This window comes from Ferrimonas pelagia, assembly GCF_039543565.1.
In the GTDB taxonomy this organism is placed as follows: domain Bacteria; phylum Pseudomonadota; class Gammaproteobacteria; order Enterobacterales; family Shewanellaceae; genus Ferrimonas; species Ferrimonas pelagia.
Map to the genome: position 1 here is coordinate 58135 of NZ_BAABJZ010000098.1, position 25572 is coordinate 83706.

At 58.7% G+C, this 25572-nt stretch carries 24 protein-coding genes; 15 read left to right on the forward strand and 9 right to left on the reverse strand.

Annotated features, from left to right (window positions below):
• Positions 1-3: 3 nt before the first annotated feature.
• From ABEA08_RS17140 to ABEA08_RS17160, 5 genes are all read left to right on the forward strand, one after another.
• Complete coding sequence (locus tag ABEA08_RS17140) at positions 4-282, forward strand: polyhydroxyalkanoic acid system family protein (protein WP_345336602.1); 279 nt, start codon at positions 4-6, stop codon at positions 280-282.
• A 137-nt stretch (positions 283-419) separates the two neighbouring features.
• The gene (locus ABEA08_RS17145; protein WP_345336603.1) at positions 420-848 is read left to right on the forward strand and encodes a phasin-related domain-containing protein; all 429 of its coding nucleotides are present in this window, start codon (positions 420-422) and stop codon (positions 846-848) included.
• A gap of 37 nt (positions 849-885) precedes the next feature.
• Complete coding sequence (locus ABEA08_RS17150) at positions 886-1254, forward strand: phasin family protein (RefSeq protein ID WP_345336604.1); 369 nt, start codon at positions 886-888, stop codon at positions 1252-1254.
• Positions 1255-1286: 32 nt separating this feature from the next.
• Positions 1287-2699, forward strand: coding sequence for a wax ester/triacylglycerol synthase family O-acyltransferase (locus ABEA08_RS17155; protein WP_345336605.1), 1413 nt, complete (start codon positions 1287-1289; stop codon positions 2697-2699).
• Positions 2700-2724: 25 nt separating this feature from the next.
• Positions 2725-3633 (forward strand): alpha/beta hydrolase, encoded by a 909-nt coding sequence (locus ABEA08_RS17160; protein WP_345336606.1) that lies wholly within the window; start codon positions 2725-2727, stop codon positions 3631-3633.
• A 12-nt stretch (positions 3634-3645) separates the two neighbouring features.
• Here the strand turns inward: ABEA08_RS17160 and ABEA08_RS17165 are convergent, their stop codons facing one another.
• From ABEA08_RS17165 to hpf, 5 genes are all read right to left on the reverse strand, one after another.
• Positions 3646-4248: a TetR/AcrR family transcriptional regulator gene (locus tag ABEA08_RS17165; RefSeq protein WP_345336607.1), complete on the reverse strand. Its 603-nt coding sequence runs from the start codon at positions 4246-4248 to the stop codon at positions 3646-3648.
• The gene (locus tag ABEA08_RS17170) at positions 4249-4746 is read right to left on the reverse strand and encodes a DUF2505 domain-containing protein (protein WP_345336608.1); all 498 of its coding nucleotides are present in this window, start codon (positions 4744-4746) and stop codon (positions 4249-4251) included. It lies immediately after the preceding gene.
• Between the two features lie 12 nt (positions 4747-4758).
• Positions 4759-6738 (reverse strand): SDR family oxidoreductase, encoded by a 1980-nt coding sequence (locus ABEA08_RS17175; RefSeq protein ID WP_345336609.1) that lies wholly within the window; start codon positions 6736-6738, stop codon positions 4759-4761.
• Between the two features lie 210 nt (positions 6739-6948).
• On the reverse strand, positions 6949-8838 hold the full coding sequence (locus ABEA08_RS17180; protein ID WP_345336610.1) for a chorismate mutase: 1890 nt from the start codon (positions 8836-8838) through the stop codon (positions 6949-6951).
• 248 nt (positions 8839-9086) lie between these two features.
• Entirely contained in the window at positions 9087-9425 is a 339-nt protein-coding gene (hpf, locus tag ABEA08_RS17185; RefSeq protein WP_345336611.1) for a ribosome hibernation-promoting factor, HPF/YfiA family, read from the reverse strand.
• A gap of 217 nt (positions 9426-9642) precedes the next feature.
• Here hpf and ABEA08_RS17190 point away from each other — a divergent pair, with 217 nt between their 5' ends.
• The gene (locus ABEA08_RS17190) at positions 9643-10284 is read left to right on the forward strand and encodes a cytochrome b/b6 domain-containing protein (RefSeq protein ID WP_345336612.1); all 642 of its coding nucleotides are present in this window, start codon (positions 9643-9645) and stop codon (positions 10282-10284) included.
• A 31-nt stretch (positions 10285-10315) separates the two neighbouring features.
• Here ABEA08_RS17190 and ABEA08_RS17195 read toward each other — a convergent pair whose 3' ends face one another.
• Positions 10316-11068, reverse strand: a complete 753-nt coding sequence (locus ABEA08_RS17195; RefSeq protein WP_345336613.1) for a phosphatase — start codon at positions 11066-11068, stop codon at positions 10316-10318.
• A 78-nt stretch (positions 11069-11146) separates the two neighbouring features.
• Positions 11147-11596: a c-type cytochrome gene (locus ABEA08_RS17200; protein WP_345336614.1), complete on the reverse strand. Its 450-nt coding sequence runs from the start codon at positions 11594-11596 to the stop codon at positions 11147-11149.
• Positions 11597-11699: 103 nt separating this feature from the next.
• Here ABEA08_RS17200 and trpR point away from each other — a divergent pair, with 103 nt between their 5' ends.
• Both trpR and ABEA08_RS17210 read left to right on the forward strand, forming a co-directional pair.
• Positions 11700-12077 (forward strand): trp operon repressor, encoded by a 378-nt coding sequence (trpR, locus tag ABEA08_RS17205; protein ID WP_345336615.1) that lies wholly within the window; start codon positions 11700-11702, stop codon positions 12075-12077.
• 33 nt (positions 12078-12110) lie between these two features.
• On the forward strand, positions 12111-13367 hold the full coding sequence (locus ABEA08_RS17210) for an amino acid permease (RefSeq protein ID WP_345336616.1): 1257 nt from the start codon (positions 12111-12113) through the stop codon (positions 13365-13367).
• 96 nt (positions 13368-13463) lie between these two features.
• Here the strand turns inward: ABEA08_RS17210 and ABEA08_RS17215 are convergent, their stop codons facing one another.
• Both ABEA08_RS17215 and barA read right to left on the reverse strand, forming a co-directional pair.
• Positions 13464-14072, reverse strand: a complete 609-nt coding sequence (locus ABEA08_RS17215; protein WP_345336617.1) for a YjaG family protein — start codon at positions 14070-14072, stop codon at positions 13464-13466.
• 11 nt (positions 14073-14083) lie between these two features.
• Positions 14084-16804, reverse strand: a complete 2721-nt coding sequence (gene barA / locus ABEA08_RS17220) for a two-component sensor histidine kinase BarA (protein WP_345336618.1) — start codon at positions 16802-16804, stop codon at positions 14084-14086.
• Between the two features lie 77 nt (positions 16805-16881).
• Here barA and rlmD point away from each other — a divergent pair, with 77 nt between their 5' ends.
• The 7 genes from rlmD to ispD all read left to right on the forward strand — a co-directional run bounded on the left by rlmD (position 16882) and on the right by ispD (position 25563).
• Entirely contained in the window at positions 16882-18219 is a 1338-nt protein-coding gene (gene rlmD / locus ABEA08_RS17225; protein ID WP_345336620.1) for a 23S rRNA (uracil(1939)-C(5))-methyltransferase RlmD, read from the forward strand.
• A 33-nt stretch (positions 18220-18252) separates the two neighbouring features.
• Positions 18253-20454, forward strand: a complete 2202-nt coding sequence (relA, locus tag ABEA08_RS17230; protein WP_345336621.1) for a GTP diphosphokinase — start codon at positions 18253-18255, stop codon at positions 20452-20454.
• Position 20455: 1 nt separating this feature from the next.
• Positions 20456-21265, forward strand: coding sequence for a nucleoside triphosphate pyrophosphohydrolase (mazG, locus tag ABEA08_RS17235; protein ID WP_345336622.1), 810 nt, complete (start codon positions 20456-20458; stop codon positions 21263-21265).
• A gap of 131 nt (positions 21266-21396) precedes the next feature.
• Positions 21397-23034 (forward strand): CTP synthase, encoded by a 1638-nt coding sequence (gene pyrG / locus ABEA08_RS17240; RefSeq protein ID WP_345336623.1) that lies wholly within the window; start codon positions 21397-21399, stop codon positions 23032-23034.
• Positions 23035-23104: 70 nt separating this feature from the next.
• The gene (gene eno, locus ABEA08_RS17245; RefSeq protein ID WP_345336624.1) at positions 23105-24400 is read left to right on the forward strand and encodes a phosphopyruvate hydratase; all 1296 of its coding nucleotides are present in this window, start codon (positions 23105-23107) and stop codon (positions 24398-24400) included.
• 176 nt (positions 24401-24576) lie between these two features.
• On the forward strand, positions 24577-24861 hold the full coding sequence (gene ftsB, locus ABEA08_RS17250) for a cell division protein FtsB (RefSeq protein WP_345336625.1): 285 nt from the start codon (positions 24577-24579) through the stop codon (positions 24859-24861).
• A gap of 18 nt (positions 24862-24879) precedes the next feature.
• Positions 24880-25563 carry a 2-C-methyl-D-erythritol 4-phosphate cytidylyltransferase gene (ispD, locus tag ABEA08_RS17255; protein WP_345336626.1) on the forward strand — a complete coding sequence of 228 codons (684 nt, stop codon included), beginning with the start codon at positions 24880-24882 and terminating at the stop codon, positions 25561-25563.
• The last annotated feature ends 9 nt before the right edge of the window (positions 25564-25572 follow it).

Genomic DNA, 25572 nt, shown 5'->3' on the forward strand with positions numbered 1-25572 from the left:
AGAATGGCAAAGATCCATATTGAGCGCACGCACCAGTTGGAGCAGCACCAGCTGCGCGGATTGGTCGACGATGTGGCCGAATCGCTGACGCGAGAGTATGCGCTGCGCTGTCATTGGGTGGGCTCGGAGTTGGTGTTTCGTCGCCGCGGGGCGCACGGACGGCTGCTGCCACAGGCCGATAGGTTGATCCTGACGCTGGAGTTGGGCCTGCTGCTGGGCCCCCTCTCTTGCGGCATCGAGCAGGCGATCCACCAGAGGCTGGATGAGCTGCTCAGCGACTGAAAAGGGACCGGCCTAGCGTCGGTCTTTTTTGATCTGGCGCAATTGTGACCACAGTTAGAAAGCCCTTTCTAACCGATCTCCATACACTGAAATCAAGGAAGTGCAGTGTATACCCGTTGTGAAGATAGGAGGTCGTTATGTCAAACCATGAATTCAATACCCGTGCGGAACAAGAGGAAGCGATGGCGCGTAAGATCTGGCTCGCTGGGCTGGGCGCGTACGCCAAAGGGACCAAAGAGCTGAATCAGCTATCCAACAAGTCACGCAGCTGGCTTGATGAGCTGGTTGAGCGTGGGCGGGAGATGGAACATCAAACCAAAAATCGGCTGAAGGATGCGCAGGAGCAGACTCAGGTTGCGGTGGAGCAGCAGCTCAATAGCCGTATGCAGCGGATCACCGGATTGGATCCTCGTCAGCTCGATGAGCTGGATGCGAAATTGGATCAACTGACCGCTGTGGTTGAGCAGTTGGCGCAGGCCAAAGCTGAGCCGGTTGAAGCGAAGGCACCAGAAGTGAAGAAGCCGGCAGTACGGCGGACCCGCAAAGTGGCTGAGAAAGAGAGCTGATCCCGATTAGACGGTGAAGATCGCCAAGGAGGTGAGTATGAACACCGAACTGAGAGAAAAAGCCCAAAACTGGCTCGAAGACAGTGAGCAGTTGGGACGCAATATCTGGTTGGCAGGCTTAGGGGTGTATGGCAAGAGCCTAGAAGAGGCGAAGCAGCTGGAGCAGCACAGCACGTCGCTGTTCGATACCTTGGTCGAAGAGGGCCGAGCCGTTGAGGCTGAAACCCGCAATACGATTGATCGGCAGGTAGGTAATGCCAATCGTGGGGTTGAGCAGCGTGTTCAGGCTCTGTTTAGCCGGTTGAGCGGCATTGATCCGCAGCGGATAGACGGCTTGAATGATAAGATCGATCAGCTCACGGACGCCGTGGCTGTGTTGGCCAAGGATGCCAAAGCCAAGGAATAGGCTCGCCGCAACGCGGCATATGAGGAGGCGCAATGGCCAAACTATCACTGCTGGATCTGGGTTTTGTCCTGTTTGAAAGCGATACCACACCTTTGCACATCAGTGGATTGGTGCTGCTGGAACCGCCTCAACAGGCCCGAGAAGAGTTTGGTAGCCATTTGGTGGCCAAGCTCAAAGCGAGCGGTCCGGTTCAGGCGCCGTTTAACCGAGTCTTGCAGTGGGGCTTAACTCGGCTGCCGCATTGGCAGCCGACCGACTCCGTTGAGATGGATTACCATATCCGCCACTCTCATCTTCCAGAGCCTGGCGATCGTCACCAGCTGTTGGAGCTGGCGGGTCGGATCCATAGCTACCGTTTGGATCGCAGTCGTCCCTTGTGGGAGCTGTGGGTGATCGATGGCCTACAAAACGGCCAGGTGGCCATCTTGTTCAAGCTCCACCACGCCTTGGCGGATGGGGTGCGTGCCAATGAGCTGTTTGCCCGCAGTTGCAGCCCGGATCCGCAAGGGGAGGGGGTGCTATTTTGGCAAGGCGATGCCCAAGACGATGCAACGGCGCGCCAGGCGCGGGATTCGCTACTGTCGTCATTGCTCGACCCCAAATTGTGGCGCAGGCAGTTCCACGCCAGCGTTGGCTTGGCCAAGCTGGCGGGTAAGTTGGCGCTCAATGTGGCCGATCTGGCCCCGACTCGGTTGAAGGTTCCCTTCACCGCGCCCCGAACGCCGTTTAATGTCAGTCCCGATAAAGCGCGCACTGTCGCCCTTTGTCGTTTGCCTCTGCGGCGCTTTTCTCGTCTGGCCAAACTCACCGGCAGCACCACCAATGATGTGATGCTGACCGTGTGTGACATGGCCCTGCAGCGCTACCTGCAACTGCATAACTGGCAGGGAGAGAAACCTCTGGTGGCTTTGATGCCGATCAATCTGCGCCAGGATGGCGAGATCAGTCATAGCTGCAATAAGATCAGTCTGGGTTTGGTTGAGTTGGGACAGAGCGATGCGCTGCCGCTCGAGCGGTTGCACGCCATTCGGGACGGTACCTTGGGGATCAAGCAGGAGGCGCTGGACCTGTCTCCAGACGCGTATTTCCAGTACTCCATTGTGGTCAATGGGCTGTCGCTGGCCGCAGGCCGACTCGGCTTGCACCACTATCTGCCCCCTGCGACCAATATGCTGATCTCGAATGTGCATGGCAGTAAGCAGAAGCTTTACTTTATGGGGGCAGAGGTGGAGCAGATCTTCCCGCTGTCGCTGTTGCTGCCGGGTCAGACCCTGAACGTCACCCTGCTCAGTTACGCCGGTGAGATGCATTTTGGTTTGATCTGTTGCCGTCGTTCCCTGCCGGGGTTTGAGGCGATCGCCGAGCACTTGAAGGAAGCCTTGACGGAACTGGAGATGGAAACCCTACAAACGGTCGCTCAGGTGATCCAGGCTCGCTCAGCTTAAGGAGTGAGAGCCAAAGGAGGAGAGCATGCCTAGCTGGCGTTCCAAGGCGTTAAATAAGCTGTTATTCCGAGTGATGCGATCGCGCTTGGCCCGCTGCGAGGATGTATACAGCTTACGTCGAGCGTTGGCTGAGCTGGAGCGCTTGGGCAACTACATCCTGCCACCGCCCGGACTGGAGTGCATCCCAGATCGGATCGGTGGCGTTAGCTGTGATTGGGTGACCACGGGCCAGCCGGCCAGTGATGCGGTGATCCTCTACTGTCATGGCGGGGGGTTTTGCATTCGTACGCCGGAAAGTCACAGTGCCATGCTGGCGCGTTTGGGAGAGATGTCTCAGGCGCGGGCGCTGATGGTGGATTATCGGTTGGCGCCGGAATTTCCATTCCCGGCGGCGGTGCATGATTGTTTCGCCGTCTATCAAGACCTGCTCAAACAGGGCTGTAAGCCGGAGCGGATCGTCCTGGCGGGTGACTCTGCCGGTGGCAACTTGGTGCTCACCACTTTGATGCAGGTGCGGGACGCGGGGCTGGCGATGCCGTTGGCCGCCGTGCTGCTCTCACCGGCCACCGATATGACCATCAATGGAGAGTCGGCGTTTTTGCTGCGGCATGACGACCCGTTTTTCGATCTGGGCACCTTGCTGTTGATGCGTAATGCCTACCTCAATGGGCACCATCCGTGTGATCCGCTGGTCTCGCCGATCTATACCGATATGGCGGGCATGCCGCCGATGATGATCCATGTTGGGGCGCTTGAGATCCTGCAGGATGATTCGGTGCGATTGGCGTCGCGCTTGCGCCGAGCGCAATGCTCGGTGGACCTGACCGTCTGGCCGGGGATGCCTCATGTGTTCCCGCTGTTCTATCAACTGCCCGAGGCGCAGGAGGCGCTGGCGCGCACCGCCGCATTTATCCGTTTTCAGTTGCAGTCTTAGCCGACGAGCGGGTTAATCCGGGTCGAGTTTGGCTACGGCAGGGTGTTGGTAGGGGGCCAAGAGTACGGCCAACCGGGTGACGCCATTGCGGATCCGAGTTTCCTGATCCGCTTCCTTATCCAAGATCTGATCATAGCTGAGGCTGCCGAGGGTGGTCAGCATCAGGCTGTCGGCCAGCGCATGGCGTAATTGGGTGGAGAGCCCTAGGGGTTGCAACTGCTCCATGCCATCGAGCAGGGCCTGGCTAAACTGGCGCAGTTGACGGATAAGGCGCAGCCATTTGGCCGGGATCCGGCCACTGGCGAAGCGAAAGGCTTCCTGATCGCGAAACAGGAAGCGAAAATGGTGGCAGATCCGCAGTACCGAGTGCAGCAGCGGATCGTATTCATCCGGTGCCATCTCTTCGGTGCGGATCCGCAGGATCAGCCGATTGAGTGCCAGCTCGCATTCGGCCATGAGGGCCGTGAGGATCTCCTCTTTGCCCTTGAAGTGGTAATACAGGTTACCCGGGCTGATCCCCAACTGCTCGGCAATGTCGACGCTGGTGATCCGCGCCGTACCGCTGTCGTTAAACAGAGTCAGGCTGGCATCGAGGATCCGCTCGCGGGTGCCCATCTATTCTACCTGCGTTTGGCATTGCTCAAGCAGGTACTGGCGCTCCTGCTCGGCCATGCGCTGGCTGTCCTCACAGGCAAACCGCTCCAGCTTGCTGCCGACAAAGGGCAGCGCGCATTTAAACTCCAACTCAACCCGATTGCAGCAACCGTCGCCAACGGCTTCGATCTGCATCTGGCCGCGGATCCTGATCGGCACGCCGGGCAGGGTAATGGAGAGTTGGCAGCGGTAGGGGCCGCCCTCCTCCAACTGCCATTGCTCGGATTGCTCGATAAGATTGCGCTCGCCCACCAGTGAGCGCAGTGCTGCGGGGATCTGGCTTTGCACTTCGCGGCTGGTGGCCAGCTGATACTGGTCGTCCTGTTGTTGGCTTTGACGCAGGCGTACCTTAGTGGCGCCGATCGCTTGATACTTCTCCTTGACCGCATCCGCTTGGATAAAGTGGGTCAGCAGTTGCTCGACAGGGCAAGGGTAGTCGTGTTTGAGGGTCAGCTTCATCTCCGGCTCTCTCTAGAAATAGATCCCACGCAACAGCGCGGCGAAGTTGATCTGCTCTTGCCGGCGCGCCAGTGTGGTGGATTCGCTGCGCGTGGCGCTGTCGGGGAACATGCGGTAGGCCGCGTTCATGATGATCTCAGCAAACTTGGGCGTGGTCGCGTGCAGCACGGCACCGAGGATCCCGAGTCGGGTCGCTATCCGCTTCGGCTGGTGGAGCACCCCTTTGAGCACTAGATCGGCGGCGTCGTCCGGGGTCAGCGTCGGCACATCGTTATAGAGCTTGGTTGGGGCGATCATTGGCGTCTTCACCAGTGGCATATTGATGGTGGTGAAGCGGACCCCCATATCGGAGTATTCCGAGGCGGCGCAGCGACTGAAGGCATCCAGCGCCGCCTTGGAGGCAACGTAGGCGGAAAAGCGCGGCGAGTTGGTGAGCACGCCGATGGAGCTGATATTGAGGATCTGACCCCGGCGCTGTTTCTCCATGTGTTCCAGTACGCCCAAGGTGAGCCGCAAGGCGCCAAAGTAGTTGATCGCCATGGTGCGTTCGAAGTCGTGGAATCGCTCCTTGGAGTCGGTGACGGCTCGGCGGATGGAGCGGCCGGCGTTGTTGATCAGCACATCGACGCCGCCATGCTCTTCATGTGCCCATTGCAGCAGGGCATCGACATCGGCATCAACAGTGAGATCGGCGGTGTAGCCATAGGCGTCTGCACCTAGCTCACGCGCCTGTTGACAGGCCAGCTCGAGCGCATCGCCTTCACGGGCCACCATCAGGATCTTGGTGCCACACCGGGCGAGTTTCAGGGCAGAGGCCAGGCCAATGCCGGAGCTGGCGCCGGTCAACAGCACGGTTTGGCCCCGGAGTCGGTCACACAGGCATTGATTGAGATCCAGCTCAGGGTCTAGGTTGCGCTCCCAGTAATCCCAGATCACCGGGGCGTAGTCTTGCAGTCGGGGACATTGGATCCCGCCGCGTTGCAGCAGCGCTTGGGTTTCTCGGCAATCGAAGCGGGTGGGGTAGTTGAGCAGCTTCAGTGCCGCTTCCGGTAAGCCGTACTCCTCCAGCACCGCCGAGCCGATTCGGCGCGCGGGCGGATAGTGCAATGCCATCTGCAGCAGGTGACGGGGGATCAGATCAAGCAAGCGGGTGTTGAGGCGCAGCGCCATCTGCGGTGCGTGGGCGGCTTCGGCGAACAGGTTGATCACCTCGCCGCTGCGCAGTGGCTGGGGATCGGTCAGGTGAAAGCAGCGGCCATCGAGATCGTCACAGTGGGCCAGGTAGTCCATCGCCTCGGTGACGAAATCGACCGGCACGATGTTGAGGCGACCGCCTTCCGGGCCGAGAAGTGGCAGCCACTTGGGCAGGTTGTCCCGCAACTTCTGCAGCATCTTGAACACCATATAGGGGCCGTCGACGCGATCGGCTTCACCGCTTTGCGAATCGCCCACCACAATGCCGGGACGGTAGATCCGAAATGGCACGGCACAGCTGTCGCGCACCGCTTTTTCCGCTAGGTGTTTGGTCAGGAAGTAGGGGTTTTCCATGTGTTCGGCTTCTTCAAACATGGATTCGCTGAAGGAGCCGCGGTATAGACCGGCTGCAGCAATCGAGCTGACATGGTGGAAGCAGCCGGCATTAATTTGCTCGGCGGCGGCTAACGCGTGCTTGGTGCCTTCCACATTGGCGGCGATCTGCACCTCGGCGCTGGCATTGAGATCGTAGATGGCGGCGAGGTGGAAGAAGTGCGCGATCTGGCCGTGCAGACGATCGAGATCCGCCGGGCCGATCCCTAGGCCGGGTGAGAGCAGATCGCCGCGGATCGGGATCAACCGACTCGGCTCGATCTCTAACTGCTGGCCTAACGCAGCTAGCCTAGCTTCTGCTCGGTCGCTGCGGACCACGCAATACAACGGGCCTTGCCGCTTTGCCAATTTGGCGAGAAAGAAACGACCGATAAAGCCGGTCGCCCCGGTGATCAAATACCCCATGTGTCTGCCTCCATGCAGCCTTGGTTGAACACTGGTCAGTCCAGTTCGGACATTGTGACCAATGGAATCATAGAGTACAAAAACTATTCGAAGCAAGCTTGTGTTGGATCAAGAAATTCCGGCTAATGTTTGAAATATATCCATTGTTGACAATGAGTTAGGGTTAGTGGTATTTGGCAAAAAAAGCCCCGCAGTCGCAGGGCTGAGTGGCTAACGGTACAAGGCAGCCATCAGTTGGGCCAATGCGGCCGCGTCGAACTGGGGCTGGATAGCGAGCAGTAAGCCGTCGGCTCCGGCGGTTTTAGCCGCTTGGATCAACGCCAGATCGAGCGCCAAATGTTGGCTGTCACAGTCCGGTGCCAATAGCACCGGCAGATGACTGTGCTGTTTGAGCCAGGCCACCATCGCCAGATCCAGTCGGGGTCGATCGCCCTCGCGCTGACCCGGCTCACACAGGATCACCTGTTGATTGCCTTGTTGCAGAATGATCTCGGCGGCGTCCAGCAATGCTTGTCCGTCAGCCTGCTCAGGCCGGATCAGGATCACCGGACGTTGATCTTGCCCTGCGGCGGCGAGCAAAGCGGGCTCGTTGAGCGCGCCGGGACCGAGCAGCAGCAGATCACAATATTCCGACAGCAGCGGGCGCCGCTCGGCCGCGGTCAACTCGCCAACTAACGGCAGGCCCAGCTGTTGGCACAGTTTCGCGTGGGTGCGCAGGCTGGCCTCGTCTTGATCGTGGCTACCCCAGAGCGCCGCTCCGGCGTACTCCTTGACCGTGCGGGCGATCTCGTTGGCTTCCATCGAGTGATGGGCCGGCCCGGCCAGGATCCGGAAGCTGCCGTCTCCCAGTTGCTGATGCCCGATCCGGATAGGGCTGGTTCGGGCTTTGTGAGTGCGCGAATGCAGCGGTGTCTCGTCGCTTAGGCGGGGATCGTGCGCCAAGGCATGACTGTCCAGCTCGGTCGGCAGCACGGTTTCACACGGGTAGCAGCCGAGGACTTTGACAAAGCGGGTCAGGCGGGTCAGATCGCGCAGCGCTTGCTGCATCGGTTGGCTGTGCAGATTGGCTTGCACATCCAGATAGAACATCTCTTCCCAGGGGTTGCCGTGGATGGGCCGAGACTCAAGTTTGGTCATGTTGACGCCGTTATCGCGCAGCACGCTGAGTGCCTCAACCAAAGCGCCGGGCTGCTGGCCTGTGGCCATCAGCAGCGTGGTCTTGGCCGGCACCTGCGGCGGGACATCGACCGGCTTGCGTGCCAGCACCAAAAAGCGGGTTTCATTCCGGGGCTGGTTGGCCAGATCCCGTTTGGCGACGTGGAGACCGTACAGTGCGCCCCCACGTTCACTGGCTATTGCGGCGCTGTTGGGCGTTTGCGCCGCCTTGCTCATCGCCTCCGCGCTGCTGGCGCAATACTCCTGATGGACATTGAGCTCGGCCAGGTAACGGCTGCACTGCGCATGAACCTGGGGATGGGCAAAGACGGTTTTGATCTCGCTTAGCGCGCCCCCCTCGGGCAGCAAGACGCAATGGGGAATGGACTCGGTGGTTTCGCCAACGATGTGCAGGTTGGTGTGCTGGAGCAGATCGAACACCTCGTTGATGGAGCCGGAGGAGGTGTTCTCGATGGGGATCACGCCGTAGTCGGCTTGGCCTTGCTCGACCGTGTCCAAAATGGCGTTGAAGCTGCTTTGCCCCAGCTCGTTCAGCTCGAGGGCGCGTCGTTCGAAGTAGCTGTGGCTGGCCAAGTAGCTGTAGGAGCCTTTGGCGCCGAGATAGGCCACGTTGATCCGCTCTGTGACGGCCGGATTGTGTTGCGATTGGAACCAGGCCTGTTGGCGCAACACCGAGTCTTCAATGATGGCGTGAAACAGGCGGGAGACGTATTGGCCATCCAGGCCCAGCTGGCGGCCTTCGCTGACCAGCCGGGTCAACAGCGCGCTTTCCCGATCGCTGTCGCGCACCGGTTTGGTCACATCGGCCTTGGTGCGGGCGACATCGAGGCTCAGCTCCCTGCGTTGGGCCAGCAGCTCAAGCAGCTGCCGATCCAGTGCGGTGATCTGTCGCCGTATGGGGTCCAGTGGGTGTTCCTGAGTCATGGTCCGATCCTTCTTGCTCATACCTAAGTTGCAACGACAAAAAAGCCCCCCGGGGTTGGGAGGCTTTTCGGTGTTGCAGAATGCTTTACACGCGAATGCCGCCTCCGGGAACGGGGAAGCGAAACAGAAACATAAACACGGCATTCAATATTGTCATAGTGCAACAACACTACTGTCTTGCCTTTTGGGGTGCAAGCATAAAAAAACACCCGCCAGCGTTGGCGGGTGCTGATCCGATCAGTCGCGGCTCACGCAACGGCTTCCTCTTCGCGAACGCTCAAGACGTTGGTGTGATCGTGCCGACGCGCGGCTTCTTTGTGGGTGACCTTGTTCAGTTGACGCTCTAACTTCTGTCCCATCTGATTGATGGCAACATAGAGATCTTCGTGTTGCCCACTGGCAAACAGCTGACCGACGTTGGTGTTGACCTTGGCTTCGATCTGGAACGCCTTGCCCTCCATCGTGATGATCACGTGCGGCTTGATGATGTCGACATTGTGGCGGATGAGTTTATCCAAGCAGGCTTTAACGCGGTTTTGCATGGGGGTGGTGATGGCAACGGATTTACTGGTGATCTCTATACGCATGCAGGTTCCCCTTTATTGACCTTTTGTTAACTTCAGCTTCAGATTAGCGCTGCTTCGGGGGAGAAAGAAGTGATTTCGATCACGAAAATGCGTGTTTGAACAAAGCTTGAACGTAAGTGAGTCTTTGGCCAAAAAAGCGGTGAGAAAAGGTTGTTTTTGGCGAGTTTTGGCGTGATATTGGTGGAGATAAGCCGAGCCGTTTAGGGGCCATTTCAGGATGAAAACACAGGTTTGGGATCGGGTTGTGCGCTTGAGTCACTGGTCTCTGGTCGTGCTGGTTGTTGGTTGTTGGTTGAGTGCAGAGCTTGGGGCGATGGAGTGGCATCAGACCTGTGCTTACCTGCTATTGGCGGTGCTGGTTACGCGCTTGAGTTGGGGACTCTTTGGCAGTGAAACGGCGCGTTTGCGGCCTTTGTTTCGCCCACCGGGCGCTGTGGTGCAATACGTGCGGCAGTGGCGCAGCCAGCGTCAGCCAGAATTGGGTCACAATCCCGCCGGCGGCTATATGGTGCTGTTGATGTTTGCGCTGCTCAGTCTGCAGTTGATCACCGGCCTGTTTGCCAGCGATGACATTCTGACCGAAGGGCCGTTGTACGGCGCGATCAGTGCCGAGGCCGCGGCCAGCCTAACCTCGCTGCACCACCTGAATTTTACTTGGATCAAGGTGGCGATCGGCTGCCACTTACTGGCCATCATCCTCTACCGTTGCAAAGGGATCCGTTTGGTTCCCGCCATGCTGACCGGTTACCACCAAGGTGTTGAGGGCCAGGTATTATTGCGTCAAGCCTGGCCAGCTCTGTTGCTGTTGGGCGGCATGCTGGCGGCGGTGCTCTGGGGCTTGATCCTGCCGCTGTGGTAACGGGCGGCAGAGCGCGGCTCAGTCGGGCAGCTCAGTCGGGCAGCTGACTTAGCCACCCCGCCAAGTCGCTTGCGACCGATTTGTTGTGCTCAGCCAGAAAACGCAAGAGGCGCTGAGGCGTGGCATTGACCACATGCTCAGGCGCGAATCCCACCTGTAGGGCGGCGGCAATGCAGTGCTCAAACCGACCGATGTCGTAACTGATGTGCGCATCGGAGCCAAAGCTCACCTTCCAATCGTGATGTGCGATCCGCTCCAGCAGCTTGAGGCAATGGGGAGCGCTACCGGCACGTGAGTGGCCAAATGAGCTGTTGTTGATCTCCAGCAGCACGTTGTGTGCCTTGGCCGCCAAGATCACTTCGTCGATCTCAATGGGGTACTTCGGGTTGCCGGGGTGGCCAATGATCTGACAATGACCGCTGCTGATCGCGGCGATCATCGCCTTGGTGTGGCTGAGCCGATCCGACGGGGCAAAGACCGGTTCATGAAAGCTGGCTATCAGCATGTCGAGACCGGCTAAGATCCGCTCCGGAACGTGGATCCCGTCGGCTTCAATGTTGGCTTCCATACCGCGTAATATCGCGACATTGTCGATCACAGGCGGGATAACCCGGCGATTGAGAAAGTGCCAGAAGTGCGGCGCATCTGGCATGGGCGGGGCGTGATCGGTCAGGCAAAAGGCTTGCAGGCCGCGCGCTTTGGCGGCCTCAAGCAGCTCTTGTACTGTGCTGTATGCGTGGGTGCTGGCGATGGTGTGACTGTGGGTGTCCGTCAGGATCTGCATGGGGCTCACTTCCTTGGGTTGTGGCCCCCATTATGTCACCGTCGCGCCGTAAGTGAACGGCAGCCTGATGAGGTTGGCTCAGTCCGCTTTATACTGCTGATGGCAGCCTTTGCAGTTTTTCCCGACCGCACCGAAGGCCTTCGCCATGGCTTTGGGATCGCCGCTGGCGCTGATCTGCGCCAGCTCGGCGGTGGCCGCGACGAATTGTTCGGCTTTGGCGTCAAACTCACTGCGATCTTGCCAGATCTTTGCCAGCGCGTCGGTTTTGCCCTGATCGGAGCCGGCGATAAAGCCGTTAAACGGGATCGCCGAGAGCATCGCCAGATGTTGGGCGCGCTCGGCAAAGATCGCCGCATCCATCGGCTTCTTGTTCTTCAGCATGGCACCCATATCGGCAAAGTTTTCTTTGATCAGGCCAAAGGCCGCCTGGCGATAGGCGATGGCATCTTCACTGACGTCGAATGCGCCCTTGGCCTGTACGGCGCCCATCATCAATAAGCTGGTAAGCAACACTGCAGCTTTCTTCATTGTCTTCCTTCCTTGGTTGGTGTTGTGTCTCCGATGAGCCGGAGTGAACGATTGTAAAATAAACAGAATGCGGGGGCGAGCAGTTCACGTTCTCGGTTGGGTTGTGACGACGCTCGCAAATTTCTCTTGGCGTGATGGCGCTTGTATCGATGTAGTGGTGTACTGCGCAGCCATTACGGCATTACAGAGAAACATCACGATGGATCCACGCTGGAACAACTTGCTTGCCCTGATCGCCAACGAAAACTCAGCAGAAAACTTGGATGGCTTACTCAGCATGCTGCTGAGTCATGATGAGCGCCACGCCGTGGCCGGTCGGCTCGCCGTCTTTAAGGCGTTGCTGCAGGGGGAGATGAGTCAGCGCCAGATGTCTGTCGAGTTGGGGGTCAGTATTGCCACCATCACTCGTGCCTCAAATAACCTGAAGTCGATGAGCGACGAAGCGCGTCTGGCGCTGAGCCGGATGCTTCAGGTTTCTTAATCAAAACAACAATAAAATCCTCGGAGTAGACAGATGTCTGAGATCGCAGCCACCGCTCACCAGAGCAAAAAGATGCCCGGAATTCTGGGCGGCGCCATGATTGTCGCCGGTACCTCCATTGGTGCTGGTATGTTTGCCTTGCCGGTGTACAGCGCCGGCATGTGGTTTGCTGTGTCGATGGCGATGATGGTGTTGGTGTGGTTTTGCGCCTACAGCTCCAGCTTGTACTTGACCGAAGCCAGCCTCAATTACAAAGAGGGCGCCAGCTACGCCACGATCGCCCAGGACACACTGGGGCCGATCGGTAAGCTGTTGGCGACCGGTACCGTGGCCTTTGTCTGCTTTATCCTGACCTACGCCTACATCTCAGGTGGCAGCTCTGTGGTGGGCCAGACATTGGGCAATGCCCTGGGTATGGAAGTGGGCCACATCGGCTCGGCACTGCTCTTTACCGTCGTGCTGGCCAGTGTGGTGATCGCCGGCTCCCGCGCGGTGGATCGCGTGTCCACCATCATGCTCGGCGGTATGGTGTTGACCTTCTTCAGCTCGACCTCCTTGCTGGCGGGTAACGCCTCGGCGGATGTCTTGTTTCCTGCCGTCGGTTTGACCGAGTCGCTGCCCTACATCTGGATCGCGATCCCGGTGCTGGTGACCAGCTTTGGTTTCCACGGCACCGTACCATCCCTGGTCAAGCACTATAAGAAAGACGCCGGTCGCGTCCGTCTGGCGCTGCTGTGCGGCACCATGCTGACCATGCTGGTGTACGTGGTTTGGCAGTTGGCGATCATGGGCAATGTGCCGCGTGATCAATTCTCCGAGGTGATCGCCCAAGGCGGCAACGTCGCCACCTTGATCAGCGCGGTAGGCCAATCTGCCGATGTGGTTGGCGTGGAAGCGGCATTGATGCTGTTTGGTAATATGGCATTGGCCAGCTCCTTTATCGGCGTGGCGCTGGGTCTGCAAGATCTGATCAAAGACGTATTGAAGCTGGACGACTCGCTGCACAGCACCTTGAAGGCAGCGGCCATTACCTTCTTGCCTGCGCTGCTGTTGTGCATGGCGATGCCACACGGCTTCATCACCGCCATCGGTTTTGCGGCACTGGCTGCCTCTGTCTTTGTCCTGGTGTTGCCGGCGCTGATGGCTCGAGTGTTGCGTAAGCGCCAGATCGACAATGGTTTCAAAACGGCCGGTGGCATGCTGCGTCTGGATTTTGTCCTGGGCTTTGGTGTGCTGGCGGTTCTGGTTGAGATCGTGCACCTAGCGGGGCTGCTGCCCGAGTTCGGTTAAGTCCGCGCTCATAAGCACGAAAAACGCCGCTGCGGGTTGAGCCCGCAGCGGCGTTTTTGTTTGGCGTCGGTGCACGCCGGTCGTTGATGGCGAAGCTTACTCCGCCAAGCTGACGCCAATGTTGGAGACGCCACTGTCACGCAATTCTTTGCGCAGCGCTTTGATCGCTTCCGGATCGGTCTTCTCTTGCTCTTCCACCCACTCCAGCAGTTGCTCCTGAATGGCTTTTTCGTCCGCCATCAGCGGATGATCGAAGATGTAGTCATCCAAGGCTTTTTCGCTGTTCAGATCGTCCGGCAGATCGCTGGCTTCGATGAAGGCGGCGACGGTGCTGCTGGAAAGCTTAGAGACGTTGATCAGATCAGCATCGATCTTCTGTTGTAGCGCGGTCAGGATGGTGGAAAGGGCCATCAGCGCATCGGTGGCCGGATAGACGCCATAGAAGTCGTGATCGCCATGGTCAGGCATCAAGGCTTCCAGTTGATCCAACATCCGGTCGTAGTTGAGCTTGAAGTTGGGCGTGTACAACGACTGCCACAACATGTCCTGAATGGTGCTGGCTTTCTGGCTGTCTTCCTGCTCGGTGATCTGGGCAAACAGCTGGTAGTTAGGCAGCATGCGTTCGGATAACGCGACCGCAAACAAGATCTTCTGGTTGCTGCTGAGTTCTTTGATGCGGTTAAAGAAACCGGATTTGGCTGTCATCGATATTCCTGTCATGCCGCCAAATAGGGTCGGGCGGCGTTGGCTACTTGATTGAGTTGGTCCTGCAGATCCAACAGCTCAGGTTCCAGATCGTCGATATTGCTGCCTCGCTTAAGGGCGGTTTCGATCTGGGCGCAGAGTTCTTGCAATGTCGGTACTCCAGAGTAGCAGGTTGCCCCATGGAGTTTATGCACACAGCGCAGAAGGGCGTCATTTTCACCTAATGCCAGTGCTTGATCCAGTGCCTCGCGCGTTTCCGGGATACTGTCTACCAGCATAGTCAACATCTCTCTGGCCAGCTGCGGATTGCCGCCAGCCTGGCTGAGGGCCATTGGCCAATCGACCAGACCGCCATTGTCACCTTGCTGCACCACCCATCGGGCCAGCATCTGCGCCAGCGCCTGTTCGTCGATCGGCTTGGTGAGGCAATCGTCCATGCCCGCGGCGAGGATCCGGGCCAGCTCGTCGCTGACGGTGTGGGCCGTCACGGCGATGATCGGCGTATGGCGGTTGAGTGAATCTAACCGGATGCTCTGTGTGGCTTGCAGGCCGTCGACCATCGGCATCTGAATGTCCATAAAGATGGCGTCATATTGGCGCCGCTGACAGTGCTCGATGGCGGCTTGACCACCGGCGACGGTGTCGACATGGGCAACGTGCTCGGCCAGCAGGGTGGCGATCAACTTCAGGTTGGCCGGGTTGTCATCGACCGCCAGCACCGTCAAGGGTTGGATCGACGGTTGGGGACTCGGCACCTCGGGTTTGGGCGGCGGCAGCGTGGCGGGTTGCAGCTCGGCGGGACGCTTGCTGAGGCTGTCGTGCAGACGCCGTTCACTCAGCGGGAGTTTGACCAGTTTTATTGCGCCGGTGCGGGCCAGATCCATCAGCCAGCTCGGCGGTGAGTTTTCCACCATGACGACACAGTTGACTTGGGGCAAGGGGAGCAATTGTTCCGGCTGGCTGAGGGTATGGGCGCTGATCAGCAGATGCGGGAAGGCACCGTGCTCCTGCGTTGCGGCGGACAGTTGCTCGATACTATCCAGGGATACCGGGCGCATCTGCCATTGTTGCAGTTGGCTGACTAAGGCCTGCCGGCTGGTATAGCGCGGCTCGATCAGCGCGATCGCGACGCCATTCAATGCGTCGTGGGAGAAATGATCTCCGGGGGCAAAGGCGCTCTTTTCGAGTTCCAGGGTGAACCAGAAGGTGGAGCCTTGATCGGGGTGCGAGGAAAAGCCGATCTGGCCGCCCATCTGATTGACCAGTCGCTTGGTGATCACCAGACCCAGGCCAGTGCCACCAAAACGGCGGGTGACCGAGCTGTCGGCTTGACCAAAGGCTTGGAACAGGGAGGACTTCTTATCATCGGCAATGCCGATCCCGGTGTCACTGACCTCACCGCGCAGGGTGATCTTGTCGCTGGTTTCGTCCGCCAACTCGAGATTGAGGCAGACCGAGCCGTGCTCGGTAAACTTGATGGCATTGCCGATCAGGTTGGTGAGCACCTGCTGGATCCGCATGACGTCGCCGGAGAGGTGATCGGGGATCTGCGGGCTGGTCGAGACCACGATCTCCAGCCCTTTGTCGTAGCCAGCGGCGCTGATCAACTGCAGGGTTTCATCCAGCGCTTCACGCAGCCCAAACGGCACATTGTCCAGCACCATTTTGCCCGCTTCCAGTTTGGAAAAGTCGAGGATGTCGTTGATGATCGACAGCAGGTTGGTGGCACTGCGCTCGATGGTTTGCAGGTAGTCCCGCTGGTTGTCGTGCAGCGGCGTCTTTAACAACTGGCGGGTAAAGCCGATCACGCCATTGAGCGGGGTCCGCAGCTCATGGCTCATGTTGGCGAGGAATTCAGATTTGATCCGGCTGGCCTCCAACGCGCGCTTTTTGGCGATATCCAGCTCGACGTTTTGGATCTCGATCTGCTCTAAGGTCTCGCGCAGATCGGAGGTGGCCTGATCGATGTTTTGCTGCATCTCATCGTGGTATTCCGCCAAGGAGGCGGCCATGGCGTTGATCCCGCGCTTGAGCGAGTCAAGCTCGCCGATCAGATCGCCATGCAGGCGGGTGTCCAGCTTGCCTTCGCGGATCTTCGCCACCGCCCGCACCATCTCGGTGATGGGCTGGGTGACGTTCTTGAGCAGACGGAAGGTAAACAGCAGATTAAGCTGAACCCCGATCAGCACAATGATAAAGGCGGCCACCGCGGCGCGATATTGCTCCAGCAGGGCTTCGTGTTTGTTCAGTTGAATGGCGACATAGCCCAGCTCGGTGCGGGGGCCATGAGCGGCGCCGGAGGGCAGGCTTTCTTGGATCACTGGCGCGCGCAGCACCAAGGCGTCGCCGAAGTGCTCCAGTTGGATCCCCTGCTCAAAGTCGAGGTTGTCCGGTTTGCGGATCAGCTCGAACTCGCGCTGATAGCGGCTACTGACCAGGACCTGGTTTTGATTGTCGAATACGGCAATGGTTTGGATCAGCCCGGCATTATGACGCTGGACCTGATCGATCAGCCGTTTGGTGTATTCTCGATTGGTGAACTGCAGGCCATACTCGCAGGCGATCGCTAAGGGCTCTATGATATTGGTTCCCTGCTTGAGCAGGGTATTTTCCAGCTCGGCAAAGCGACTGGAGGTAAAATAGCCGCCCAGCAGCAGGCCCACTAACATGGTGGGTGCCAGAGCCAAAACCATGACCCAAGTGCGCAGACTGTATTTGGTCGCCGTTTTCATGTGTGGGAAAATACACTCCTTAGGTGGTGCGGGTACGCACCACGATCGATCCCATCATTGTAATCAACCGAGCGAATATGGCCCAGTTTTATTCCCCAAAGTCCAAGAAAACTAAGACCTTGCCCAAAGCTATCGAGGTCACCGCCGAGTCGCTGGATCATCAGGCCAAGGCGGTGTGTCATCACCAGGGCAAGGTGATCTTCACCAGCGCCTTGCTGCCGGGTGAGCGGGCCAAGGTGCAGTTGCTCAAAGACAAGGCGCGATTTGGCCAGGCCAAAGTAGTCAAGCGCTTATCGGACTCGCCGGCTCGGGTAAGCCCAGCGTGCCGCTACTTTGCCCAGTGCGGTGGCTGTCAATTGCAATACGCGGCACCGCAGGCGCAACGCCAGATGAAGGGCGAGGCCTTACAACGTTTGGTGCAGCATCACGTGACGCAGCCCTTGCCGGAGCTGGCACCGCCGCTGATGGGGGCGGATTGGCACTACCGGCGTCGTGCCCGCATTGGCGTGCGGATGCGTCAGGGGCAGCTGGTGATGGGCTTTCGTCAGGAGAGCAGTAACGAGCTGGTGGATATCGATGCGTGCCCGGTGCTGGCGGCCCCGCTCAGTGAGCTGATCGCGCCGCTCAAGCACGCTCTGGCCCGAATGGCGTTGGCGCGTCATGTGGGCCATGTCGATCTGTTGCTGGCCGATGAAGGCCCGGTCGCAGTATTGCGGATCCTGCGGCCACTCAAGCCTGCCGAGCTTGAGCGTCTGGTGACGCTGGAGGGGCAACATGCACTGACGATCCTCCTGCAAGATGAGCAGGGGGTGAAGGATCTGCAGGGGCAGTGCCCGGCGCCGATGCACTATTCGATCGGGGAGGGGCGTCCGGCTCCGGCATTTCTGCCGGGCGACTTCTTTCAGATCAACGATGGCGTTAACCGGGCAATGATCGATCAAGCCATTGAGTGGCTGGCACCGCAGCCGGATGAGGCCGGGTTGGATCTGTTCTGTGGTGGCGGCAATTTCAGTTTTGCCTTGGCGGCCCACAGCCGCGAGGTGATCGGCGTGGAGGGGATCGACAGCATGGTCGAGCGGGCCCGGCGCCGCGCCGAGCAGATCGGACTGAACAATACCGCTTTCTATGCGGCCGATCTCAATGGCGATGTGCCGGACAAGGCCTGGTTAAAACCGGTGGATTGGGTGCTGCTGGATCCCGCCCGAGCGGGGGCGTTTGGTGTGCTCAAGTGGATGAACAGCTTGGCACCGAAGCGGATCCTGTACGTCTCGTGCGATCCCCTGAGCCTGGCCAAAGACAGCAAGGTGCTGGAACAACAGGGATATTACCTAAAGCGGCTTGGCCTAGTGGATATGTTCCCGCATACTCACCATTTGGAATCGATGGCGCTATTTGTGCCCAAATCGGAGTTGTAACTCTCTATCTCGCGGAGAGGAGGATCGTAGGACATGGTTTCCGTTCGTCATATTCACTTCGGGGATCCGACCCAGGCGCTCAGTCAATGGTTGGATACCCTGGCCCTGCCCCATGCACAAAGGCAAGCATTGGCGGCGACCTATCAGTTTTGCCAGGATCTGCCCAGCGACGACCGTACGCTGCATGAGGCGCGACTGCTGCGCGCCCGTGAGATGGTGGAGATCTTGCTGCCGCTGAATATGGATCTGGAAACTCTGCGCGCCAGCGTGCTCTACACCTTTCTGGAGTGCGGTTTGCTGACGGCTGAGCAGCTGGAGGAGAGCGAGGGGGCGGCGATGTCGACCCTGGTGCATTCGGTTGAGGTGATGGATGCGATCCGCACCCTGCGCAGCCAACGGGCGCCGGGTGAGTCTCAGGTGGATAACCTGCGGCGCATGCTGCTGGCGATGGTGGAAGATGTGCGGGCGGTGGTGATCAAGCTGGCCGAAGCCGTGGTGTTGCTGCGCGAGGTGAAGAACGCCGACGAGGAGACCCGGGTGATACTAGCCCGGGAGGTGCGCGATATCTACGCGCCGCTGGCCAACCGATTGGGGATCGGCCAGCTCAAGTGGGAGCTGGAGGATCTGGCGTTTCGTTATCTGCATCCGCAAACCTACAAAGAGATCGCCCGCTGGCTGGACGGCAAGCGGATCGATCGGGAAAGCTACATCGATAACTTTGTCAGCGGCTTGCAGGCCGATCTGGATGAGCAGGGCATTCGGGCCGAAGTGTACGGCCGGCCTAAGCATATCTACAGTATCTGGCGCAAAATGCAGAAGAAGGATCTGACCTTCGACGAGCTGTTTGATGTGCGCGCGGTGCGGATCATCGCTGAGCGGCTGCAGGATTGCTATGGCGCCCTCGGTGCGGTCCACACCCAGTGGCGCCACCTGCCAAAAGAGTTTGACGATTACGTTGCCACGCCCAAACCCAATGGCTACCAGTCGATCCACACCGTGGTGATGGGGCCTCATGGCAAAACCGTTGAGATCCAGATCCGTACCCGGCAGATGCACGAGGATGCGGAGCTGGGGGTGGCGGCGCATTGGAAATACAAAGAGGGCACCGGCGGTAAAGCCGGGGGCTTCGAGGAGAAGATCAACTGGCTGCGGAAGATCTTGGCCTGGCAGGAAGACGTGGTCGAGTCGGGCAACCTGGTGGAGGAGATCCGCTCCCAGGTGTTTGAGGATCGGGTGTACGTCTTTACCCCGCGGGGGGATGTGATCGATCTGCCCGCCGGCTCGACTGTGTTGGATTTTGCCTATTACATCCACTCGCAAGTGGGGCATCGCTGCATTGGCGCCAAGATCGACGGTCGCATTGTGCCCTTTACCACCCATGTTGAGACGGGACAGCGGGTGGAGATCCTCACCAGCAAAGAGCCTAACCCCAAGCGGGATTGGCTTAACCCCAACGCCGGTTTTATTCACACCAGCCGCGCCCGCGCCAAGATCCAGACCTGGTTTAAGTCGCAGGACAAGGATAAGAATGCCGCGGCTGGGCGTGACATGCTCGAAGCCGAGCTGGCCAAGGTCGGCATGAAACTCAGCGATGCCAAAAACGCCCATGAGCGCTTTAACCTGCACACCTGTGAGGATCTGCTGGCGGCGATCGGTGGCGGCGATGTACGCCTGACTCAGGTGATCAATCATCTGCAAAGCCGCCAGTCCCGCGAGGAGTTTGATGAAGAGCAGGCGGTGGAAGAGCTGTTGGCCAAGCCGGCGATGCACAAGCCGCGGGACAAAAACAAAGGACATATTGAGATCAATGGCGTAGGTAACCTGCTCAGCCATATTGCCAACTGTTGTCAGCCATTACCTGGTGACGCCATCCATGGCTACATCACCCAGGGCAAAGGGGTGTCGGTGCACCGTGAAGGGTGTGATCAGCTGGCCCATCTGCTCCAGCGCAATCCGGAGCGTGGCGTCGACGTGGTCTGGGGCGAAACCTACTCCGGTGGCTATAACGTCACGGTGCGGGTGGTGGCCAGTGATCGCTCCGGCTTATTGCGCGACATCACCACGGTGCTGGCCAATGAGAAAAGCAATGTGTTGGAGATGCGCAGCAACTCGGATGTGAAACAGCAGACCGCCACCATCGAGCTGAAGATGGAGCTGTATAACATGGAATCCCTTAGCCGGATCTTGGCTCGCCTTGATCAGCTCGGCGGTGTCATTGAAGCGCGGAGGGTTTAGGGTGTCAGCGTCGTTGCCAGCACAACCGCTTGAGCGTCTGCTTGCCATTATGGCCCGGCTGCGGGATCCCAAGGATGGCTGTCCCTGGGATCGGCAGCAGACCTACGCCACCATTGTGCCCCATACCTTGGAGGAGGCGTATGAAGTGGCGGACGCCATCGAGCGGGGGGATTGGGACGGGCTGCCGGATGAATTGGGCGATCTGCTCTATCAGGTGGTGTTTTATGCCCGCCTGGGCGAGGAGGAGGGGCGATTCGATTTTCATCAGATCGCCGCGCGGATCTGCGCCAAGCTTGAGCGGCGTCACCCACAGCTGTTTGCCGACGAGGTGAGCCGTGCGAGCACGGCGCAGAGCGGCCACTGGGAGGCAACCAAGGCGCAGGAGCGGGCGGCCAAGGATCTGCACAGCGCATTGGATGATCTGCCGCTGGCGCTGCCGGCGTTGTCGCGCAGCGCCAAGATCCAGAAACGGGTCGCGGCCGTGGGGTTTGACTGGGACAGTCTGGGCCCGGTGGCGGCTAAGGTGACGGAGGAGTTGGATGAGGTCATGGTGGAGGCGCTGGCTGCCGATCCGGATCACAAACGGGTGGAAGAGGAGTTGGGGGATCTGCTGTTTGCGGTGACCAACCTGGCCCGCCACCTGAAAGTCGATCCGGAACAGGCCTTACGCCGAGCAAATTATAAGTTTGAACAACGTTTTAGGGGTGTGGAGCAACTTTGTTGTCAACATGAGATCCCGGTCAACCAAGCAGGGCTTGAGCAGTTGGAAGCCTTTTGGCAGGATGTAAAGTTGCAAGAAAAGGACAGTTGAATCGGATTTCTTAGATTGTTCCAACGGAGCGGCTTTGTTAGAATGTGCTCCCGTCCTATTTAGTCGCCAATTTGTCCGTTTTAGACGATAATTTCAGCGCGATTAAAACCCCAAAAACTCTCAGGTTCAGCATGACTACTAACTATATCTTCGTTACGGGCGGGGTGGTTTCCTCGTTGGGTAAAGGTATTGCCGCCGCTTCCGTGGCCGCATTGCTCGAGGCCCGCGGCCTCAACGTCACCATGATGAAATTGGATCCCTACATCAACTTGGATCCAGGCACCATGAGCCCGACTCAGCACGGTGAAGTATTCGTAACCGAAGACGGTGCCGAAACCGATCTGGACCTGGGCCACTATGAGCGCTTCATCCGCACTAAGATGAGCAAGCGCAACAACTTCACCACGGGTCGTATCTACTCCGATGTTCTGCGTAAAGAGCGTCGTGGTGACTACCTGGGCGCCACCATTCAGGTGATCCCGCACATCACCAACGCCATCAAAGAGCGTGTGCTGGCGGGTGCCGAAGGTCATGACGTGGCCATCGTCGAAGTGGGCGGTACCGTGGGCGACATCGAGTCCTTGCCGTTCCTGGAAGCCCTGCGTCAGTTGGCGGTTGAACTGGGCCGCGAACGCGCCATGTTCATGCACCTGACTCTGGTGCCTTACCTGGCCGCGGCCGGTGAAGTGAAGACCAAACCCACTCAGCACTCTGTGAAAGAGCTGCTGTCCATCGGGATCCAGCCTGACGTGTTGGTGTGTCGCTCTGATCGCGCCATTCCGGCCAACGAGCGCAAGAAGATCGCCCTGTTCTGTAACGTGCAGGAACGTGCGGTGATCTCGATGAAAGACGTCGACAGCATCTACAAGATCCCCGCCCTGCTGAAATCTCAGGGTCTGGATGAAACCTTCGTGCAGCGTTTTGGCCTCAAGTGTGGCGAAGCGGATCTGGCCGAATGGGAAAACGTGATCTACCAAGAGGCCAACCCCACTGCGGAAGTCACTATTGGTATGGTCGGTAAATACGTGGAGCTGCCGGACGCGTACAAGTCCGTCAACGAAGCGCTCAAGCATGCGGGTCTGAAGAACCGTCTGCAGGTCAACATCAAGTACATCGACTCCCAGGACGTAGAAACCAAAGGCGCTGAAGCGCTGGAAGGGGTTGATGGTATTTTGGTGCCGGGTGGTTTCGGCGAGCGTGGCGTGGAAGGCAAGATCCAAGCCGCCCGTTATGCCCGTGAGAACAACCTGCCTTACTTCGGGATCTGCTTAGGCATGCAGGTCGCGTTGATTGAGTTCGGTCGTAACGTCGCGGGTCTGAAAGGCGCGCACTCTTCCGAGTTTGATAAGACCGCTGAGCACCAGCTGGTGGGTTTGATCACCGAATGGCTGGACTCAGAAGGCAATGTGGAAGAGCGCACCGAGAGCTCCGATCTGGGCGGCACCATGCGTCTGGGCAGCCAGCTGTGTCACCTGGTCAAAGGCACCAAGGCACACGCCCTGTACGGCAGCGACACCTGTGTCGAGCGCCACCGTCACCGCTATGAAGTGAACAACCACTACCGTGACACCTTGGAAAAGGCCGGTCTGGTGTTCTCTGGCCTGTCCGCTGACAAGAAGCTGGTTGAGATGATTGAGATCCCAACCCACCCATTCTTCGTTGCGGGCCAGTTCCACCCGGAGTTCACTTCCACCCCACGCGATGGTCACCCACTGTTCGAAGGCTTCATTAAAGCCGCTGGTGACTTTAACAAGGGTGAGTTGAAGTAATCGAATTCGGAAAGCCGGACCGTTGCTGGGTCCGGCTTTTTTATGTTTATAAAAAACTGAGGAAATAATGATGGCTAACATCGTAAAAGTACTGGGTCGCGAAGTCATGGACTCCCGCGGTAACCCAACCGTTGAAGCTGAAGTTCACCTGGAAGGTGGTTTCGTTGGTATGGCGTGTGCTCCTTCTGGCGCATCCACCGGTACCCGCGAAGCGCTGGAACTGCGTGATGGCGACAAGGCTCGCTACCTGGGCAAAGGCGTACTGAAAGCGGTTGCTAACGTACGTGATCTGATCGCGCCAGCGCTGATCGGCCAAGACGCGCTGAACCAGAAGAACCTGGATCAGATCATGATCGATCTGGACGGCACCGAGAACAAAGACAAGCTGGGCGCCAACGCCATCTTGGCAGTTTCTCTGGCAGCGGCCAAAGCAGCGGCTGCGGCTAAAGGCATGCCTTTGTACGCTCACATCGCTGAGCTGAACGGCACCCCAGGCGTTTACTCCATGCCTCTGCCAATGATGAACATCATCAACGGTGGTGAGCACGCGGACAACAACGTTGATATCCAAGAGTTCATGATCCAGCCAGTTTCTGCGCCTAACTTCCGTGAAGGTCTGCGCATGGGCGCTGAGATCTTCCACGCGCTGAAGAAGGTTCTGTCCGCGAAAGGCCTGAACACTGCTGTTGGCGACGAAGGTGGCTTCGCTCCGGATCTGGCTTCTAACGCTGACGCGCTGGCCGTGATCAAAGAAGCGGTTGAAGCGGCTGGCTACGTGCTGGGCACCGACGTGACTCTGGCGATGGACTGTGCGGCTTCTGAGTTCTACAAAGAAGGCAAATACGTTCTGTCCGGTGAGAACAAGTCTTTCGACGCGAACGGTTTCTCCGACTACCTGGCGCAGCTGACCCAAGACTACCCAATCATCTCTATCGAAGATGGCCTGGACGAGTCCGATTGGGACGGTTGGGCATACCAGACCCAGATCCTGGGTGACAAGATCCAGCTGGTCGGTGACGATCTGTTCGTAACCAACACCAAGATCCTGACCCGTGGTATCGAAAACAACATCGGTAACTCCATCCTGATCAAGTTCAACCAGATCGGCTCTCTGACCGAGACTCTGGAAGCGATCAAGATGGCCAAAGACGCGGGCTTCACTGCCGTGATCTCTCACCGCTCCGGTGAAACCGAAGACGCCACCATCGCCGATCTGGCGGTAGGTACTGCGGCTGGCCAGATCAAGACCGGCTCCCTGTGCCGCTCTGACCGTGTTGCTAAGTACAACCAGTTGCTGCGTATCGAAGAGCAGCTGGGCGAAAAAGCCCCTTACCGCGGCCGTGCCGAGGTAAAAGGCCAAGCGTAATTTTCGCTGAGCCTTGAACAAGCCGCCTTCGGGCGGCTTTTTTGTGGGCACCGAGGTGTGATCTTGGCCAATACATTGGCCTTGGCGGATAACTATTTCGGCAAATGCCCCGCCTTTGGCTTTTCTTTTTTCGATGTATGCGCCAAGATCTCCCCAATCCCAAATGAGGTGAAGGCATGCGGATCATCCTGCTGGTATTAACTTTTTTGCTCTGCGTTATGCAGTACCGGCTTTGGCTGGGCGACAACAGCTTGAGCGAAGTCTCCCGGTTGCAGCAGCAGATCCTGCGCCAACAGGAAGGGAATGCTGAGTTGGTAGAGCGCAACGCTCTGCTGCGCAGTGAGATCGACGATCTACGGGTCGGGCTGGACGCGGTTGAAGAGCGCGCCCGTCATGAGCTGGGCATGGTGCGCCCGGACGAGCAATTTTATCGTGTGATCCGCCGCCCCTCACAATCTTAACCTGATCTGGAGAGTTGCATGCCGCTTGAGTCTCAAGCTGCCGTGATCGCGGTGGTGCCTGCCGCCGGTGTTGGTAAACGTATGGGGGGGCACATCCCCAAACAATATCTGCCCCTGCAAGGGCGCCCCATTCTGTCTCATACTCTGTCTCGCCTGTTGTGCCACCCGCGCATCGCTCGGGTGATCGTGGCGATCGGGCCGGAAGACGGCTATTTCGCCGATCTGCCAGAGGCGCAGGATCCTCGGCTGACCGTGGTAACCGGTGGGCAGGAGCGGGCGGACTCGGTACGCCTAGCGCTGGCTGAGATCCCGCAGCCGGATGCCTGGGCATTGGTACACGATGCGGCCCGGCCTTGCCTAACCGCTGGCGACATCGACCGTTTGCTGGCCGAGTGCGAGGCGCAGGGGGCGATCTTGGCGATGCCGGTGCGGGACACCATGAAGCGCGCCGATGATCAGCAGCGGATCGATCATACCGTTGAACGTGCGGCCTTATGGCACGCGTTAACGCCGCAGCTGTTTCCGGCGCAGGCGCTGCATCACGCGTTGTGCGAGGCCGAGCAAGCCGGTGCCGAGATCACCGATGAGGCCTCGGCGATGGAGCGACAGGGCTGGCGGCCGAAACTGGTCAGTGGTCGGCCGGATAACATTAAAGTGACCCACCCAGACGATCTGCGTCTGGCGGAACTGTTTTTAGCTTGAAGGAAGCGG

Coding starts and splice junctions, on each gene's coding strand:
- ABEA08_RS17140 (WP_345336602.1), top strand. CDS start 4: ATGGCAAAGATCCATATTGAGCGCACGCACCAGTTGGAGCAGCACCAG.
- ABEA08_RS17145 (WP_345336603.1), top strand. CDS start 420: ATGTCAAACCATGAATTCAATACCCGTGCGGAACAAGAGGAAGCGATG.
- ABEA08_RS17150 (WP_345336604.1), top strand. CDS start 886: ATGAACACCGAACTGAGAGAAAAAGCCCAAAACTGGCTCGAAGACAGT.
- ABEA08_RS17155 (WP_345336605.1), top strand. CDS start 1,287: ATGGCCAAACTATCACTGCTGGATCTGGGTTTTGTCCTGTTTGAAAGC.
- ABEA08_RS17160 (WP_345336606.1), top strand. CDS start 2,725: ATGCCTAGCTGGCGTTCCAAGGCGTTAAATAAGCTGTTATTCCGAGTG.
- ABEA08_RS17165 (WP_345336607.1), bottom strand. CDS start 4,248: ATGGGCACCCGCGAGCGGATCCTCGATGCCAGCCTGACTCTGTTTAAC.
- ABEA08_RS17170 (WP_345336608.1), bottom strand. CDS start 4,746: ATGAAGCTGACCCTCAAACACGACTACCCTTGCCCTGTCGAGCAACTG.
- ABEA08_RS17175 (WP_345336609.1), bottom strand. CDS start 6,738: ATGGGGTATTTGATCACCGGGGCGACCGGCTTTATCGGTCGTTTCTTT.
- ABEA08_RS17180 (WP_345336610.1), bottom strand. CDS start 8,838: ATGACTCAGGAACACCCACTGGACCCCATACGGCGACAGATCACCGCA.
- hpf (WP_345336611.1), bottom strand. CDS start 9,425: ATGCGTATAGAGATCACCAGTAAATCCGTTGCCATCACCACCCCCATG.
- ABEA08_RS17190 (WP_345336612.1), top strand. CDS start 9,643: ATGAAAACACAGGTTTGGGATCGGGTTGTGCGCTTGAGTCACTGGTCT.
- ABEA08_RS17195 (WP_345336613.1), bottom strand. CDS start 11,068: ATGCAGATCCTGACGGACACCCACAGTCACACCATCGCCAGCACCCAC.
- ABEA08_RS17200 (WP_345336614.1), bottom strand. CDS start 11,596: ATGAAGAAAGCTGCAGTGTTGCTTACCAGCTTATTGATGATGGGCGCC.
- ABEA08_RS17210 (WP_345336616.1), top strand. CDS start 12,111: ATGTCTGAGATCGCAGCCACCGCTCACCAGAGCAAAAAGATGCCCGGA.
- ABEA08_RS17215 (WP_345336617.1), bottom strand. CDS start 14,072: ATGACAGCCAAATCCGGTTTCTTTAACCGCATCAAAGAACTCAGCAGC.
- barA (WP_345336618.1), bottom strand. CDS start 16,804: ATGAAAACGGCGACCAAATACAGTCTGCGCACTTGGGTCATGGTTTTG.
- rlmD (WP_345336620.1), top strand. CDS start 16,882: ATGGCCCAGTTTTATTCCCCAAAGTCCAAGAAAACTAAGACCTTGCCC.
- relA (WP_345336621.1), top strand. CDS start 18,253: ATGGTTTCCGTTCGTCATATTCACTTCGGGGATCCGACCCAGGCGCTC.
- pyrG (WP_345336623.1), top strand. CDS start 21,397: ATGACTACTAACTATATCTTCGTTACGGGCGGGGTGGTTTCCTCGTTG.
- eno (WP_345336624.1), top strand. CDS start 23,105: ATGGCTAACATCGTAAAAGTACTGGGTCGCGAAGTCATGGACTCCCGC.
- ftsB (WP_345336625.1), top strand. CDS start 24,577: ATGCGGATCATCCTGCTGGTATTAACTTTTTTGCTCTGCGTTATGCAG.
- ispD (WP_345336626.1), top strand. CDS start 24,880: ATGCCGCTTGAGTCTCAAGCTGCCGTGATCGCGGTGGTGCCTGCCGCC.